The organism is Comamonas testosteroni (assembly GCF_030505195.1).
GTDB lineage: Bacteria > Pseudomonadota > Gammaproteobacteria > Burkholderiales > Burkholderiaceae_C > Comamonas > Comamonas testosteroni_G.
Genome location: NZ_CP129672.1, coordinates 1,336,023 through 1,349,411, shown reverse-complemented (window position 1 = coordinate 1,349,411; position 13,389 = coordinate 1,336,023). Strand labels below are relative to the sequence as shown.

The following is a 13,389-nucleotide window of genomic DNA, read 5'->3' as shown; positions in this document are numbered from 1 at the left end:
CCGACGGTTCTTGATTCGAGTCAAGCAAAAAATACCTAGATCTGTTGCAGCCAGGCGATCTCGGTCGCGGTGAAGCCTGCGGCTCGGCGTGCCTTTTCGTTGAAGGGCGGGCGCAGGCGCGGCGCTTCATAGCGCTTTGTCAGCTCCAGGTACAACGACTCGGGGTCCAGGCTGTTTTTCTCGCACAGCCAGCGGTACCAGTGATTGCCTATGGCCACATGGCCCACTTCCTCGCGCAGGATGATGTCCAGAATGTCGCAGGCCACCAGCGCATCGGGCGCATGGGTGTTGCGCAGCTTGTTCTGGATTTGCGGCGTGGCGTCCAGGCCGCGCGCCTCCAGGGTTCTGGGAACCAGAGCCATGCGGGCCACGATGTCGTCTGCCGTTTTTTCGCACATGGTCCACAGGCCCTGGTGTGCCGGATGGTCTCCATAGTCCTGTCCATGGTGCTGGCGCAGGTGGTCGCGCAGCAGGCGGAAATGCTTGGCCTCCTCGGCGGCCACCTGCAGCCAGTCGTGGTAGTACTGCCCGGGCATGCCGTCAAAGCGCCAGACGGCGTCCAGTGCGAGGTTGATGGCATTGAACTCTATATGCGCAATCGCATGGATGAGCACGGCACGGCCTTCGACGGTGGCAGGCGAGCGGCGCGCCACGGCCGTGTGGTGCTTGAGCTCGGGCCGGGCCGGGCGGCCGGGAAGCTCGGATTCGGGGATGCGCAGTGTCGGTGCTGTTTCTGCTATCGAATAGAGAGCTTTTTGTGCATGCAGATCAATGGCTGCAGCAGCTTTTTCTTCAGGGTCTGCAAGGCACAAGACCTCTAGCGCGCGATGACGTAACTCCATCCCTACAATTCTAGGTTCTATCAAGAAGCAACCCACTGGGAGACAAGCAGATGGCAATTTACGAGCTCGACGGCGTTGCGCCGCAGATCGACGAGACCGCCTGGGTGGCTGACAGCGCCGAGGTCATGGGCCGCGTCAAGCTGGACAAGGACGCCAGCGTCTGGTTCGGAGTCGTCATCCGTGGGGATACCGAAGACATCAGCATTGGCGCGGGCTCCAACATCCAGGATGCCAGCGTGCTGCATGCCGATTTCGGCAAGCCGCTCACGGTGGGTTGCAATGTGACGATTGGCCACCAAGTAATGCTCCATGGCTGCTCGATTGGCGATGGCTCGCTCATCGGAATCGGTGCAGTGGTGCTCAACGGTGCCAGGATCGGCAGGAACTGCCTGGTCGGCGCAGGCTCGCTGGTGACCGAGGGTAAGGAATTTCCCGACGGCTCCATGATCATCGGCAGCCCCGCCAAGGTCGTGCGCCAGCTATCGCCCGAGCAGATCGAAGGTCTGCGCCAGAGCGCCAGGAACTATGTTGAAAATGCTCGCCGCTTCAAGCGCGGCTTGCGCAAGCTGGGCTGAGGGCCCCGCTTTTTACCGGAATCGATTAGCGTGTCTGAACTGCATAAATTCATTTTTGACGGCCTGCCCGTGCGTGGTGCCATTGTTCGCCTGACTGACTCCTGGCAGGAAATCCTGCAGCGCCGTGCTGGCAACAAGGATACCGGCGCCTATCCCGAGGCCGTCAGCACCTTGCTCGGCGAGATGACGGCGGCTGGCGTGCTCATGCAGTCCAGCATCAAGTTCAATGGCGCGCTGGTATTCCAGGTCATGGGTGACGGCCCGGTCAAACTGGCCGTGACCGAAGTGCAGTCGGATCTGAGTTTTCGTGCCACGGCATCGCTGGTGGGAGAGGCCAATCTGCCCCTGCGCGGCCAGTTGGCCCCGCTTGCAGAGCTGGTCAATGCCCATGGCGCGGGCCGCTGCGCAGTCACGCTGGACCCCAAGGACCGTCAGCCCGGCCAGAACCCCTATCAGGGCGTGGTGCCGCTCAACGATGGCTCTGGCGGTCGCTTCGAGCGCCTGTCGGATGCGCTGCAGTTCTACATGATGCAGTCCGAGCAGCTCGACACCGTGATGGTGCTGGCCGCCAATGACCAGATCGCTGCCGGCCTGATGCTGCAGCGCATGCCTGTGAAGGGCGAGGCGAATCTGGCTGCCGCCACCGAAAGCGGCGAGGCCGAGCACGATGCCCAGGGCCTGAACGAGGAATACAACCGCGTTGCCACGCTGGCCTCCAGCCTGACGCAGCAAGAGCTGTTGACGCTGGATGTGGAGACCATTTTGCGCCGCCTGTTCTGGGAGGAGAAGCTGCTGCGCTTTGCTCCTCAGGCCGGCGAGCAGGCCCCGCGTTTCGCCTGCACCTGCAGCCGTGACCGGGTGGTCGCCATGCTGACGTCGCTGGGCGAGGAAGAGGTTGAGTCCATTGTGGCCGAGCGCGGCAAGATCGAAGTGGGTTGCGACTTCTGCGGTCAGCAATACCAGTTCGACGCCATCGATGCGGCGCGTCTGTTCACCGAAGTGCAAAAGCAGCCGCCCAGCTCCAGCTCGGTGCAGTAACTGAGCATGGTGCTTGCGGCTATTGATCTGTGATGGTGGCCGAGACACCCAGCAAGGGCCCAGGCCGGGCAGCGCAGGTGTCTTCCCGCTCAGAAGAGATAGGGCAGAAGGCGCGAGGCGCCTCAGGGGGCGCTTTTCAAGGCCTCGAACAGCGCCAGTTCGCACTCGGGATCGCCGCATTGCTCACAGGCTTTGCGGCGTATTTTCTGGCTGGAACTCCAGGGGTTCTGTCTTGAAATCCAGTCCCAGTCTGCGGCCGGTTCTGTGAATTTCACAGAGGCAGCCAGTTGCTGCCATTGGGCAGACGGTCTGCCGTACAGCATCACATAGCTCTGCGAGCGTGCTTGCAGCAGTGCACGCCATCGGCTGATCTGCTGAGCGATGGCGGGATCCGGGTCGGCATCGCGCCAGTCCTGGCCCAGCACATAGACCAGGGCATCAGCCGGCCATTCATCGTCTGCCGCAGGGGCCATGCATTGCCAGGGGCTGCTCAAACCCGCATCCAGACGGGCCTGCAGCAGGCCATGCGCCATGCCGCGTGCCAGGGCATGGGGCGCGCCCAGCAGCACCAGAGTGGGCGCAGGAGCAGCAAAGCCAGCGCGGGGCTGGCTTTGAGGCAGAGCGGGGGCAGGGTCAGCGCCTGGAAACCTGAATATAGATTTCATTGGGTTTAACCATGCCCAGCTCGTAACGGGCCTTTTCTTCCACGGTGGACAGGCCGTCCTTGAGGTCGTTGACCTCGGACTGCAGCCTGTCGTTTTCCGATTTCTCAAGGGTGTTGGCCGCGTATTGATCCTTGATTTGCTGTTGCAACTCGTGCACATAGGCCATGCTGCCATTGCCCAGCCAGAGCTGGGCATGAATGGCGGTCAGCAAGACCAGCAATGTGACGCAGACGACGCGGTTGACCATAGAAAAGGTGGCTTAAAAGTAGCTTGTTCGCAAGAGACACCGGGCAAGGGCCGCCCCGCAGCAAGGGGGTCGTCCCCCTTTTGGGGGAAGGCGCGAAGCGGCTCAGGGGGCTCTTGTTTAGCGCAGATTGTAGAAGGCAGCGCGGCCGGGGTACTCAGCCACATCGCCCAGGTCTTCCTCGATGCGCAGCAGCTGGTTGTACTTGGCGATACGGTCGGAGCGGCTCATGGAGCCGGTCTTGATTTGACCAGCATTCAGGCCCACTGCGATGTCGGCAATGGTGCTGTCTTCGGTTTCGCCCGAGCGGTGCGAGATCACGGCGGTGTAGCCGGCGCGCTTGGCCATCTCGATGGCGGCGAAGGTCTCGGTCAGGGTGCCGATCTGGTTGATCTTGATCAGGATCGAGTTGGCGATGCGCTTTTCGATGCCTTCCTTGAGGATCTTGGTGTTGGTCACGAACAGGTCGTCACCCACCAGCTGAACCTTGGTGCCCAGGCGCTCGGTCAGGATCTTCCAGCCATCCCAGTCGCCTTCGTGCATGCCGTCTTCGATGGAGATGATGGGGTACTTGTCGCACCAGCCGGCCAGCATGTCGGTCCACTGCGTCGAAGTCAGTGTCATATTGCCTTCGCCGGCCAGCACGTACATGCCGTCCTTGTAGAACTCGGACGCTGCGCAGTCCAGGCCCAGGGCGATCTGCTCGCCGGGCTTGTAGCCGGCCTTTTCGATGGCTTCGATGATCAGCTGGATCGCGGCTTCGTGGTTTTCCACGGAAGGTGCGAAACCGCCTTCGTCGCCCACGGCGGTGGACATGCCCTTGTGGTGGATGATGGCCTTCAGTGCGTGGAAGACTTCGGCACCCCAGCGCACGGCTTCACGGAAGGTGGGGGCACCCACGGGGATGATCATGAACTCTTGCAGGTCCAGCGAGTTGTTCGCGTGGGCGCCGCCGTTGATCACGTTCATCATGGGCACGGGCAGCTGCACGCCGCCCATGCCGCCGAAGTAGCGGTACAGGGGCAGGCCGGCTTCTTCGGCAGCGGCGCGGGCCACGGCCATGGACACGGCCAGCATGGCGTTGGCGCCCAGGCGGCTCTTGTTGTCGGTGCCGTCCAGATCGATCAGGGTCTTGTCCAGGAAGGCCTGCTCGGAGGCATCCAGGCCCAGCACGGCTTCGGAGATTTCGGTGTTGATGTGCTCGACAGCCTTGAGCACGCCCTTGCCCAGGTAGCGGCTCTTGTCGCCGTCACGCAGTTCAATGGCTTCGCGCGAGCCGGTGGACGCGCCCGAGGGCACGGCCGCACGGCCCATCACGCCGGATTCCAGCAGCACGTCGCACTCAACGGTGGGATTGCCGCGGCTGTCCAGCACTTCGCGGCCTACGATGTCAACAATGGCACTCATTGCATTTCCTTTGGGTTTCTGAAATCGGTACGTGCAGGCTGACTTCTTTCATGAAATCACGCCTAAGCCCTTGCGCATGAAGCGCAAGCTGCTATCAAAATTGTGAAGCCGACTCTTCTCCACATGCTGCGCGCGCGCCGTGCACGCGACGAGTATGGAAGAGGCTGCGGCGGCTATTGTGCACAAATTTGGTGGGCCGCTTTTGCCTTGACGTGTTGCAGCAGTCGAATTTCTTGCGCAAGACGTTTCTGTGCAAGCATTCGGACACAAAAGCGGATACAAAAAAGGCATGACGCCACGTTTGATCGTGTCGGTCATGCCGGGGTGCATCATCTGCTCAGACGCCGGGGTCCGCCTTGGGGCGGCCGGGGCGCATGGACATGCAGGCCTGCAGCAAGGCCGTCATGTCGCAGTTGATGCGCTGTGGATGCATGCTCAGGCCTGGAAGTGGTCTTCCAGGAAGCCGTTGCGCTTGGTCACATCGTCCAGCGCCACCAGGGTTTCGAGCAGGGCCTTCATGTGCTTGAGCGGTACGGCATTGGGGCCGTCGGACAGGGCGTTGCAGGGATCGGGGTGGGTTTCCATGAACAGGCCTGCCACGCCTACGGCCACGGCCGCACGCGAGAGCACGGGCACCATCTCGCGCATGCCGCCGCTGGAGGTGCCGTTGCCGCCGGGCAGCTGCACGCTGTGGGTGGCGTCGAACACGACAGGGGCACCGGTCTCGCGCATGATGGCCAGCGAGCGCATGTCGCTGACCAGGTTGTTGTAGCCAAAGCTGGCGCCGCGTTCGCAGGCCGTGAAGCTGTCTGCGGGCAGGCCCGCTTCCACCGCCGCAGCACGGGCCTTGTCGATGACATTCTTCATGTCATGCGGGGCCAGGAACTGGCCCTTCTTGATGTTCACGGGCTTGCCCGACTGGGCCACGGCGCGGATGAAGTCCGTCTGGCGGCACAGGAAGGCGGGGGTCTGGAGCATGTCGACGACAGATGCCACATAGGGCACTTCGGCTTCGGTGTGCACATCGGTGAGGATGGGCACGTTCAATTCCTTTTTCACCTTGGCGAGGATCTCCAGGCCTTTTTCCATGCCGGGGCCGCGAAAGCTGGTGCCCGAGGAGCGGTTGGCCTTGTCGAAGCTGCTCTTGAAGATGAAGTGGATGCCCAGCGAGGCGGTGATTTCCTTGAGTTGTCCGGCCACGTCCATCTGCAGCTGTTCGGATTCGACCACGCAAGGGCCGGCGATCAGAAAGAAGCGCTTGTCCAGACCAATATCAAAGCCGCAGAGTTTCATGGTGGGTTCCTTTTTGCACGCCGCGCATGCTTCAAAAACTGAAGCTGTCAGCGCTCTATATTGAATGACTTCAACATCATTTGATGCTGAAGTCATTGATTTTCAAGCGCTGGCAGCTCCTATTTAAGGATTGATTCCGGAGGAAGGGAATCAGGCCTTCTTGCCCGCCTGGGCCTTGTTGTCCATGGCCGCCTTGATGAAGGCGTTGAACAGCGGGTGACCATCCCAGGGGGTGGACTTGAACTCGGGGTGGAACTGCACACCGATGTACCAGGGGTGGACCTTGGCGGGCAGCTCGACGATTTCGGTCAGCTGTTCGCGCTGGGTCAGGGCCGAGATCACCAGGCCGGCTTCGCGCAGCTGGTCCAGATACTGGGTGTTGGCTTCATAGCGGTGGCGGTGACGCTCGGTCACCACGTCGCCGTAGATGCTGTGCGCCAGCGTGCCCTTTTGCACGTCGGAAGACTGTGCGCCCAGACGCATGGTGCCGCCCAGGTCGGAGTTCTCGTCACGGGTCTTGATCGTGCCGTCCGCGTCCTTCCACTCGGTGATCAGGGCGATCACGGGGTTGGGGGTGGCCGAATCGAACTCGGTGGAGTTGGCGCCTGCCAGGCCTGCCACATGGCGGGCGTACTCGATGGTGGCGACCTGCATGCCCAGGCAGATGCCCAGGTAGGGCACCTTGTTTTCACGGGCGAAGCGGGCCGTCGAGATCTTGCCTTCCACGCCGCGCGAGCCGAAGCCGCCGGGCACCAGAATGCCGTCGTAGTCCTTGAGCAGCTTGGAGGCATCCGCGTCGTGGATGGTCTCCGAGTCCACGTGCGTGATCTTCACGCGCACATGGTTGCGCATGCCGGCGTGCTTGAGCGCTTCGTTGACCGACTTGTAGGCGTCGGACAGCTCCACGTACTTGCCCACCATGGCAATCTTGACTTCCCCCTGGGGATGCTCGGTCTCATAGACCAGATCGTCCCAGCGCTTGAGATTGGTGGGCGGCGTGTTCAGGCGCAGCTTGTCGCAGATCAGGCCGTCCAGACCCTGCTCGTGCAGCATGCGCGGCACCTTGTAGATGGTGTCCACGTCCCACATGGAGATCACACCCCACTCGGGCACATTGGTGAAGAGGGAGATCTTGCTCTTTTCCTCTTCGGGCACCTGGTGCTTGGCGCGGCACAGCAGCGCATCGGGCTGGATGCCGATTTCGCGCAGCTTCTGCACGGTGTGCTGGGTGGGCTTGGTCTTGAGCTCGCCGGCCGTCTCGATGAACGGCAGGTAGGTCAGGTGCACAAAGGCGGAGTTGTTGGGGCCGAGCTTGAGCGCCAGCTGGCGCGCGGCTTCCAGGAAGGGCAGGGACTCGATGTCGCCCACGGTGCCGCCGACTTCGCAGATGGCCACATCCACTTCGTGGTCGGTGCCAAGGCCCGCGCCGCGCTTGATGTATTCCTGAATTTCGTTGGTGACATGGGGGATGACCTGCACGGTCTTGCCCAGATAGTCGCCACGGCGTTCTTTTTCCAGCACGGACTGGTAGATGCGGCCCGTGGTGAAGTTGTTGGTCTGACGCATGCGCGTTTCGATGAAACGCTCATAGTGGCCCAAGTCCAGATCGGTCTCGGCTCCGTCATCCGTCACGAACACTTCACCGTGCTGGAAGGGCGACATGGTGCCCGGGTCCACGTTGATGTAGGGATCGAGCTTGATGAGGGTGACTTTGAGACCGCGCGACTCGAGGATCGCTGCAAGGGAGGCTGAGGCGATTCCCTTACCGAGGGAAGACACCACACCGCCGGTGACGAAGACGAACTTGGTCATGTCTTTTTTTGGTGGTGGTAAAACAGGATTATAGGTTCGCCACGAATTTCGGCGTGGCGTACAGGGATGCTCAAGCCGCATAAAAGCGGCTCAGGTCTGATAAATTGCGCAGCATGAATGACGTGTTCGCAGGCAAACATCTGGTGCTGGGTCTCTCCGGAGGCGTGGCTTGTTACAAATCGGCCATGCTGTGCCGCTTGCTGGTCCAGGCCGGAGCCACGGTGCAGGTGGTCATGACGGAGGCAGCCGAGCAGTTCATGACGGCTGTCACCATGCAGGCGCTTTCTGGGCGCGCAGTCTACACCTCCCAGTGGGATGTGCGCGAACCCAACAACATGCCCCACATCAATCTGAGCCGTGAGGCCGATGCCATTCTCATCGCACCCTGCAGCGCGGACTTCATCGCGCGCCTGGTGCAGGGTCGCTCGGACGAGCTGCTCAGCCTGATGTGCCTGGCCCGCCCTATGGAAAGCGTTCCCCTGCTGCTGGCCCCGGCCATGAACCGCGAGATGTGGGCTCACCCCGCGACCCAGCGCAATCTGGCGCAGGTGCAGGCCGACGGTGCCCAGGTGCTGGGCGTGGGCAATGGCAGCCAGGCCTGCGGCGAGACCGGCGACGGCCGCATGCTGGAGCCCGAGGAAATCATGGAGGAGCTGGCGGCGCACTTCACGGCCAAGAGCCTGCAGGGCCAGCATCTGCTGTTGACGGCAGGCCCGACCTTCGAGGCGATCGATCCGGTGCGCGGCATCACCAATCTCTCAAGCGGCAAGATGGGCTTTGCGATTGCCCGAGCGGCGCGCGAGGCCGGTGCCCAGGTCACGCTGGTGGCCGGCCCGGTGCATCTGCCCACGCCGCGAGGCGTGACCCGCGTCGACGTGCAGTCGGCGCGCCAGATGCAGACTGCCGTGCAGTCCCTGGTGGCGGGGGCCTCGATCTTCATTGCCACGGCTGCCGTTGCCGACTGGCGTCCGGCCGAGTTTTCCGATCAGAAGATCAAGAAGGACGGCTCGGGCGATGTGCCGGCCATGGACTTTGTCGAGAACCCCGACATTCTTGCCGGCGTGGCCCAGTCCGACCAGGCCCGGTCCGGCAAGCTGTATTGCGTGGGCTTTGCGGCCGAAAGTCATGATCTGCTCAAGCACGCCAGTGCCAAGCGCCTGCGCAAGAGCGTGCCGCTGCTGGTGGGCAATATCGGCCCCGCTACCTTTGGCAAGGACGACAATGCCCTGCTGCTGATCGACGATCAGGGCTCCAAGGAGCTGCCCCATGCCAGCAAGGACGTGCTGGCGCGCCAGCTGGTCGATGAAATTGCGCAGCGCCTGAGCGCCAAGCGTCCCTGACCCGTGATCCCAGGAGTCCGAACATGAATCTCTCCAGCTATGAAGGCCCGCGCAATGGCGACTATGTGGCTTATGTGGATCAGCTGATGCGAGCCAGTCCCGAGTACCGCCGCACGCTGCGCAGCATCGACGGAGCGATTCAGACCGCAGTCGTCACGCCCGGCTCCCAGGCCGCCTCGCCCATGTCCCAGCTGCGCAACACCTTGCAGAAGGCGCGCGACATGGCCGAGCAGGCGCAGCAGATGCCGGGAGCGCGAACCACGGCGGCCGCTCAGCCGGCCCAGCGCACGGCTGCTGCACGGCGCCCCAATACGGCCGTGACCAAGCAGGAGGCGCAGCAGCGCTTCAAGGCCATGGAGCGCGAGATCGAGGGACAGAAGGCTCAGAACGCTCAGAACGCTCGCAAGCCCTGGGTGTCTCCGGGCTCGCTGGCGCTGATCGTGGGCGGGATGATCCTCTCCCAGTTCATCCAGGGCTTTGGCGTGCTGCTTGCCATCATGGGTCTGATGTCGCTGGTGGGCGGCGTGCTCAAGCGCCTGCAAGGCCGCTGACAGGCACCAGGGGCCGACGCCTGCCCGGCACAGGGCACAATGGCGCCCTTCGGAAAACCGCTGGCGGCTGCACGGCAGCTGCCGCAATGAAGGCAAGGCCTGGCTCACGGGCCTTGTTTCTATCTAGACAGACAAGACTGGCCAGACCCTTATGAATGTTGATGTAAAGATTCTCGATGCGCGCCTGCGCGACAACCTGCCCGCCTACGCCACTGCCGGCAGCGCCGGCCTGGACCTGCGCGCCTGCATCGATGCGCCCGTGACGCTGGAGCCCGGCCAGTGGCAGCTGATCCCCACCGGCATGGCCATGCACCTCAAGGACCCCCATTACGCGGCGCTGATCCTGCCGCGCTCGGGCATGGGCCACAAGCACGGCATCGTGCTGGGCAATCTGGTCGGTCTGATCGACTCCGACTACCAGGGCCAGCTCATGGTCAGCGCCTGGAACCGTTCGCAGACCGCCTTCACGCTGCAGCCCATGGACCGTCTGGCCCAATTGGTCATCGTGCCCGTGGTGCAGGCACAGTTCAATCTGGTGGATGACTTTGCCGATGCCAGCGAGCGCGGCGAAGGCGGCTACGGCTCTACCGGCAAGCAGTAAGCCTGCCCAAAGGCACGTACCTCGCGCCCCATGAACCGCCAGAGCCGCCGCCGCTCAGCCTCCTGGACCAAGGTGCAGCTGGGCAGCGACCAACACATGCGGCGGCACCTGCAAAAACGCCACTGGCTGCGTCTGCATGCCGCTGTGACCGGCGGCCTGAGTCTGGCGGCCATGTCCCTGATCAGTCTGTGCCTGCTGCATGCCGGTGTGCACAGCATGGGGCTGCGCTATGGGCTGGCGCTGGCCTGCGGCTATCTGCTTTATCTGTTGCTGGTGCGCCTGTGGGCCGGCTGCATGCTGCGCCGCGACTGGGATACGGGCGATGCCGGAGTCGATGTTCCCGGCTCCGGCGGTAGATCAGGCAGTGCCGATGCTGCGGATACTGCGGGCTTTGAAAGCGGGCAGGGTGGCTTCTACGGCGGCGGCGGTGCCGGCGGCCACTGGGACGATGGCGCTGCCGTGGCTGATATCGCGCCTGCGTCATCGGGCCTGGAGCTGCCCGATGTCGATGTGTCGGGGCTGGACGGGCTCGATGAAGGCGCGGTGGTGCTCGTGCCGGTCATGCTGATTTTTGCCGTCCTGCTGGTGGCGGTCACGGGCATGGGCTCGCTGGTGTGGCTGGTGTTCGGTGCCGATCTGTTTCTGACCGTGGCGGTAGAGGTGGCGTTTGCGCTGCTGATGACCCGAGTCCTGTATGTGGTGGAGCGCGAAGGCTGGCTGCTGGCAGCCTTGCGCATCAGCTGGAAGCCCGTGCTGGGCGCCCTGGTCGCGGCGGTGGCGCTGGGGCTGCTCTCCGATTGGCTGTTTCCCCAGGCCGATACCCTGGCGCAGGTGCTGCGCAGTCTTTGATCGACCTCAGTCCTGGTGCCTGGTGCCCGGCAGTTGCAGCTGCATGCGCAGCCCGCCCAGCGGCGAGGGCAGAGCCTGGATGCTGCCGCCATAGGTCTGAACCAGATCGCGCACGATGTCCAGGCCCAGGCCGGCTCCGGGACGCTGTTCGTCAAGCCGCTCTCCGCGGGCAAAGATGCGCTCGCGCAACTCGGGCGCAATGCCCGGGCCGTCATCGTCTATGCACAGCGTCAGCTGTTGGTTGTCATTGGCGAGTGGCTGTACTTTCAGCACGACCTTCGATCTGGCCCATTTGCCGGCGTTGTCCAGCAGATTGCCCAGCATCTCCATCAGGTCCTGCACGTCGCCCTTGAAGTCCCATTGCGAGGCATCCCCCTGCAGCTCGAAGCGTATGCTGCGCGCCGCATGCAGCTTGTCCATGGTGTGCACCAGGGAGTGCAGCGGGCCGGCCAGCGCGGTGCGCAGGCCATGGCCCTGCTGCGCCGCTGCTGCTGCGGCACGGGCGCGGGCCAGGTGGTATTCGACCTGGCGGCTGGCACTGGCGACCTGCTCGCGCACCAGGGTCGCCAGCGGGCTGTCCTGCTGCGCCGCCGCGTTGCCCATGATGCTCAGCGGGGTGTTGACCGCATGGGCTAGATTGCCCGCCTGGGTGCGGGCCCGCTCCACCATCTCGGCATTCATGCGCAGCACATGGTTGAACTCCTGAACCAGGGGCATGATTTCGGCCGGGTGCTCTCCCCTGATTTCAGACGCTTCGCCCTGGCTCACGGCGGCCAGCTGACGGCGCAGGGCAGCCAGCGGAGCCAGTGCCAGCTGCAGCTGCACGACCACGGCGGCGATCAGCCCCGCTGCCAGCATGCACAGCGCGGCCACCAGCATCTTGGTAAAGCGCTGCAGCGGCGTGGCCAGCATGGCCGCGTCGGCAGCAATCATCAGGCGCAGCGGCGGGGCACCGGCCTCGGGCAGCTGCACGGTACGCGTCACGATCACCAGGGTGTTGCCATTGCCGTCCGACATATGGCCATAGCTGGCCGGTGCATGCAGGGGCAGGGTGGGCTCCCAGACCTTGTCGGCCTTGAAGAAAGGCCAGTCCAGGGTTTGGTCCCAGAGCGAGCGCGAACGCTGGATGCCGGCCTGAACCGTCTGCTGGCCGGCAGCGTCAAGCTGGTCCACCTGCCAGTACATGCCCGACAGCGGCTGCTGCAGCAAGGGGTCGCCGGAGAAGGGCGAGACCGTGACCGGGACGGCCTGATCGGGCTGATAGTTGACGGCGCCGCTGAGCCGGTCGAGCTTGGCCACCAGCTGGCCGCGCAGCTGCTGGGTCAGATGCTCGGCAAACAGCGTGCGCAGGCCCCATCCCGTGAGCAGCAGTGCTGCCAGCACCCAGATCAGGGCGCCCGCCAGCAGTCTCAGGCGCAGCGAGTTCTTCCAGGAGCCTGCGCTCAGCGGTGGCGGCTGCTGGGTCGTGGGGGAGGTCAGGGTGTGCTCGGACATATGGTTGATGCGTGGTTTGTGGGCGCAACCAGGCGATAGCCCAGGCCGCGCACGGTTTCGATCGAGCCTGCGGGCAGTTTTTTCCGCAGCCGCCCGACAAAGACCTCGATGGTGTTGGAGTCGCGGTCGCTTTCCTGCGGATAGATATGCTCGGACAGCTCGGTGCGCGAGACCACGGCGCCCATGCGCTGCATCAGCAGGGCCAGTACCTTGAATTCATGGCTGGTCAGCGTCAGCGCCTGACCTTCGACGGTGACGCGCGCCTGGCGCGAGTCCAGGGTGATGGAGCCGCATTGCCACAAAGCGCTGGCATGCGGACTCAGGCGTCGCAGCAGCGCACGCAGACGCGCCAGCAGCTCTTCCATGTGGAAGGGTTTGGCCAGATAGTCGTCGGCTCCGGCATCCATGCCCGCGACTTTTTCATGCCAGGCGGCTCTGGCGGTAAGGATCAGCACCGGCATGGAGCGGCCCTGAGCGCGCCAGGCGCGCAGCACGCTCAGCCCGTCGCGCACCGGCAGGCCCAGGTCCAGCACTGCGGCGTCGAAGCTCTCCACCTCGCCCAGGTATTGCGCCGTCTCGCCGTCGGAGGCCGTCTCCACGGTGTGGCCGGCCTGCACCAGGGCCTGATGCAGCTGCTCGCGCAGCGTGGGCTCGTCTTCAATCAGCAGAATTCGCATG

At 63.7% G+C, this 13,389-nt stretch carries 14 protein-coding genes; 6 read left to right on the top strand and 8 right to left on the bottom strand.

What is annotated here, in order from left to right:
* Positions 1 to 35: 35 nt before the first annotated feature.
* On the bottom strand, positions 36 to 842 hold the full coding sequence (locus QYQ99_RS06195; RefSeq protein ID WP_302091880.1) for a ferritin-like domain-containing protein: 807 nt from the start codon (positions 840 to 842) through the stop codon (positions 36 to 38).
* A 50-nt stretch (positions 843 to 892) separates the two neighbouring features.
* Here QYQ99_RS06195 and QYQ99_RS06190 point away from each other — a divergent pair, with 50 nt between their 5' ends.
* A complete protein-coding gene (locus QYQ99_RS06190) occupies positions 893 to 1,417 on the top strand; it encodes a gamma carbonic anhydrase family protein (protein ID WP_302091879.1) in 525 nt (174 codons plus the stop codon).
* 30 nt (positions 1,418 to 1,447) lie between these two features.
* Positions 1,448 to 2,455: an Hsp33 family molecular chaperone HslO gene (locus QYQ99_RS06185; protein ID WP_302091878.1), complete on the top strand. Its 1,008-nt coding sequence runs from the start codon at positions 1,448 to 1,450 to the stop codon at positions 2,453 to 2,455.
* Between the two features lie 122 nt (positions 2,456 to 2,577).
* Here the strand turns inward: QYQ99_RS06185 and QYQ99_RS06180 are convergent, their stop codons facing one another.
* The 5 genes from QYQ99_RS06180 to QYQ99_RS06160 form a co-directional block, all read right to left on the bottom strand.
* Complete coding sequence (locus QYQ99_RS06180; protein WP_302091877.1) at positions 2,578 to 3,120, bottom strand: hypothetical protein; 543 nt, start codon at positions 3,118 to 3,120, stop codon at positions 2,578 to 2,580.
* Positions 3,089 to 3,367 carry a septum formation initiator family protein gene (locus QYQ99_RS06175; protein ID WP_302091876.1) on the bottom strand — a complete coding sequence of 93 codons (279 nt, stop codon included), beginning with the start codon at positions 3,365 to 3,367 and terminating at the stop codon, positions 3,089 to 3,091. The genes QYQ99_RS06180 and QYQ99_RS06175 overlap by 32 nt, the downstream gene beginning before the upstream one ends.
* A 117-nt stretch (positions 3,368 to 3,484) precedes the next feature.
* On the bottom strand, positions 3,485 to 4,771 hold the full coding sequence (eno, locus tag QYQ99_RS06170; protein ID WP_302091875.1) for a phosphopyruvate hydratase: 1,287 nt from the start codon (positions 4,769 to 4,771) through the stop codon (positions 3,485 to 3,487).
* Between the two features lie 435 nt (positions 4,772 to 5,206).
* Positions 5,207 to 6,064: a 3-deoxy-8-phosphooctulonate synthase gene (kdsA, locus tag QYQ99_RS06165; RefSeq protein ID WP_003076380.1), complete on the bottom strand. Its 858-nt coding sequence runs from the start codon at positions 6,062 to 6,064 to the stop codon at positions 5,207 to 5,209.
* Positions 6,065 to 6,214: 150 nt separating this feature from the next.
* The gene (locus QYQ99_RS06160) at positions 6,215 to 7,876 is read right to left on the bottom strand and encodes a CTP synthase (protein WP_302091874.1); all 1,662 of its coding nucleotides are present in this window, start codon (positions 7,874 to 7,876) and stop codon (positions 6,215 to 6,217) included.
* Between the two features lie 113 nt (positions 7,877 to 7,989).
* On the opposite strand from QYQ99_RS06160, the gene coaBC reads away from it, so the two are divergent.
* From coaBC to QYQ99_RS06140, 4 genes are all read left to right on the top strand, one after another.
* Positions 7,990 to 9,216 (top strand): bifunctional phosphopantothenoylcysteine decarboxylase/phosphopantothenate--cysteine ligase CoaBC, encoded by a 1,227-nt coding sequence (coaBC, locus tag QYQ99_RS06155; RefSeq protein ID WP_034365190.1) that lies wholly within the window; start codon positions 7,990 to 7,992, stop codon positions 9,214 to 9,216.
* 23 nt (positions 9,217 to 9,239) lie between these two features.
* On the top strand, positions 9,240 to 9,767 hold the full coding sequence (locus QYQ99_RS06150) for a hypothetical protein (RefSeq protein ID WP_302091873.1): 528 nt from the start codon (positions 9,240 to 9,242) through the stop codon (positions 9,765 to 9,767).
* Between the two features lie 151 nt (positions 9,768 to 9,918).
* Positions 9,919 to 10,368 carry a dUTP diphosphatase gene (gene dut / locus QYQ99_RS06145; RefSeq protein WP_012837362.1) on the top strand — a complete coding sequence of 150 codons (450 nt, stop codon included), beginning with the start codon at positions 9,919 to 9,921 and terminating at the stop codon, positions 10,366 to 10,368.
* Between the two features lie 30 nt (positions 10,369 to 10,398).
* Positions 10,399 to 11,217, top strand: coding sequence for a hypothetical protein (locus QYQ99_RS06140; protein WP_302091872.1), 819 nt, complete (start codon positions 10,399 to 10,401; stop codon positions 11,215 to 11,217).
* 6 nt (positions 11,218 to 11,223) lie between these two features.
* Here QYQ99_RS06140 and QYQ99_RS06135 read toward each other — a convergent pair whose 3' ends face one another.
* Both QYQ99_RS06135 and QYQ99_RS06130 read right to left on the bottom strand, forming a co-directional pair.
* Entirely contained in the window at positions 11,224 to 12,711 is a 1,488-nt protein-coding gene (locus tag QYQ99_RS06135; RefSeq protein ID WP_302091871.1) for a sensor histidine kinase, read from the bottom strand.
* Positions 12,693 to 13,388 carry a response regulator transcription factor gene (locus tag QYQ99_RS06130; RefSeq protein ID WP_302091870.1) on the bottom strand — a complete coding sequence of 232 codons (696 nt, stop codon included), beginning with the start codon at positions 13,386 to 13,388 and terminating at the stop codon, positions 12,693 to 12,695. Before QYQ99_RS06130 ends, QYQ99_RS06135 begins: the two co-directional genes overlap by 19 nt.
* Position 13,389: the final 1 nt, after the last annotated feature.

Excerpts from the sequence above, each read along its gene's own strand:
- eno (WP_302091875.1), bottom strand. The coding sequence starts at position 4,771 with ATGAGTGCCATTGTTGACATCGTAGGCCGCGAAGTGCTGGACAGCCGC.
- QYQ99_RS06180 (WP_302091877.1), bottom strand. The coding sequence starts at position 3,120 with ATGAAATCTATATTCAGGTTTCCAGGCGCTGACCCTGCCCCCGCTCTG.
- QYQ99_RS06140 (WP_302091872.1), top strand. The coding sequence starts at position 10,399 with ATGAACCGCCAGAGCCGCCGCCGCTCAGCCTCCTGGACCAAGGTGCAG.
- QYQ99_RS06175 (WP_302091876.1), bottom strand. The coding sequence starts at position 3,367 with ATGGTCAACCGCGTCGTCTGCGTCACATTGCTGGTCTTGCTGACCGCC.
- kdsA (WP_003076380.1), bottom strand. The coding sequence starts at position 6,064 with ATGAAACTCTGCGGCTTTGATATTGGTCTGGACAAGCGCTTCTTTCTG.
- QYQ99_RS06150 (WP_302091873.1), top strand. The coding sequence starts at position 9,240 with ATGAATCTCTCCAGCTATGAAGGCCCGCGCAATGGCGACTATGTGGCT.
- QYQ99_RS06135 (WP_302091871.1), bottom strand. The coding sequence starts at position 12,711 with ATGTCCGAGCACACCCTGACCTCCCCCACGACCCAGCAGCCGCCACCG.
- coaBC (WP_034365190.1), top strand. The coding sequence starts at position 7,990 with ATGAATGACGTGTTCGCAGGCAAACATCTGGTGCTGGGTCTCTCCGGA.
- QYQ99_RS06130 (WP_302091870.1), bottom strand. The coding sequence starts at position 13,388 with ATGCGAATTCTGCTGATTGAAGACGAGCCCACGCTGCGCGAGCAGCTG.
- QYQ99_RS06160 (WP_302091874.1), bottom strand. The coding sequence starts at position 7,876 with ATGACCAAGTTCGTCTTCGTCACCGGCGGTGTGGTGTCTTCCCTCGGT.
- QYQ99_RS06190 (WP_302091879.1), top strand. The coding sequence starts at position 893 with ATGGCAATTTACGAGCTCGACGGCGTTGCGCCGCAGATCGACGAGACC.
- QYQ99_RS06195 (WP_302091880.1), bottom strand. The coding sequence starts at position 842 with ATGGAGTTACGTCATCGCGCGCTAGAGGTCTTGTGCCTTGCAGACCCT.
- dut (WP_012837362.1), top strand. The coding sequence starts at position 9,919 with ATGAATGTTGATGTAAAGATTCTCGATGCGCGCCTGCGCGACAACCTG.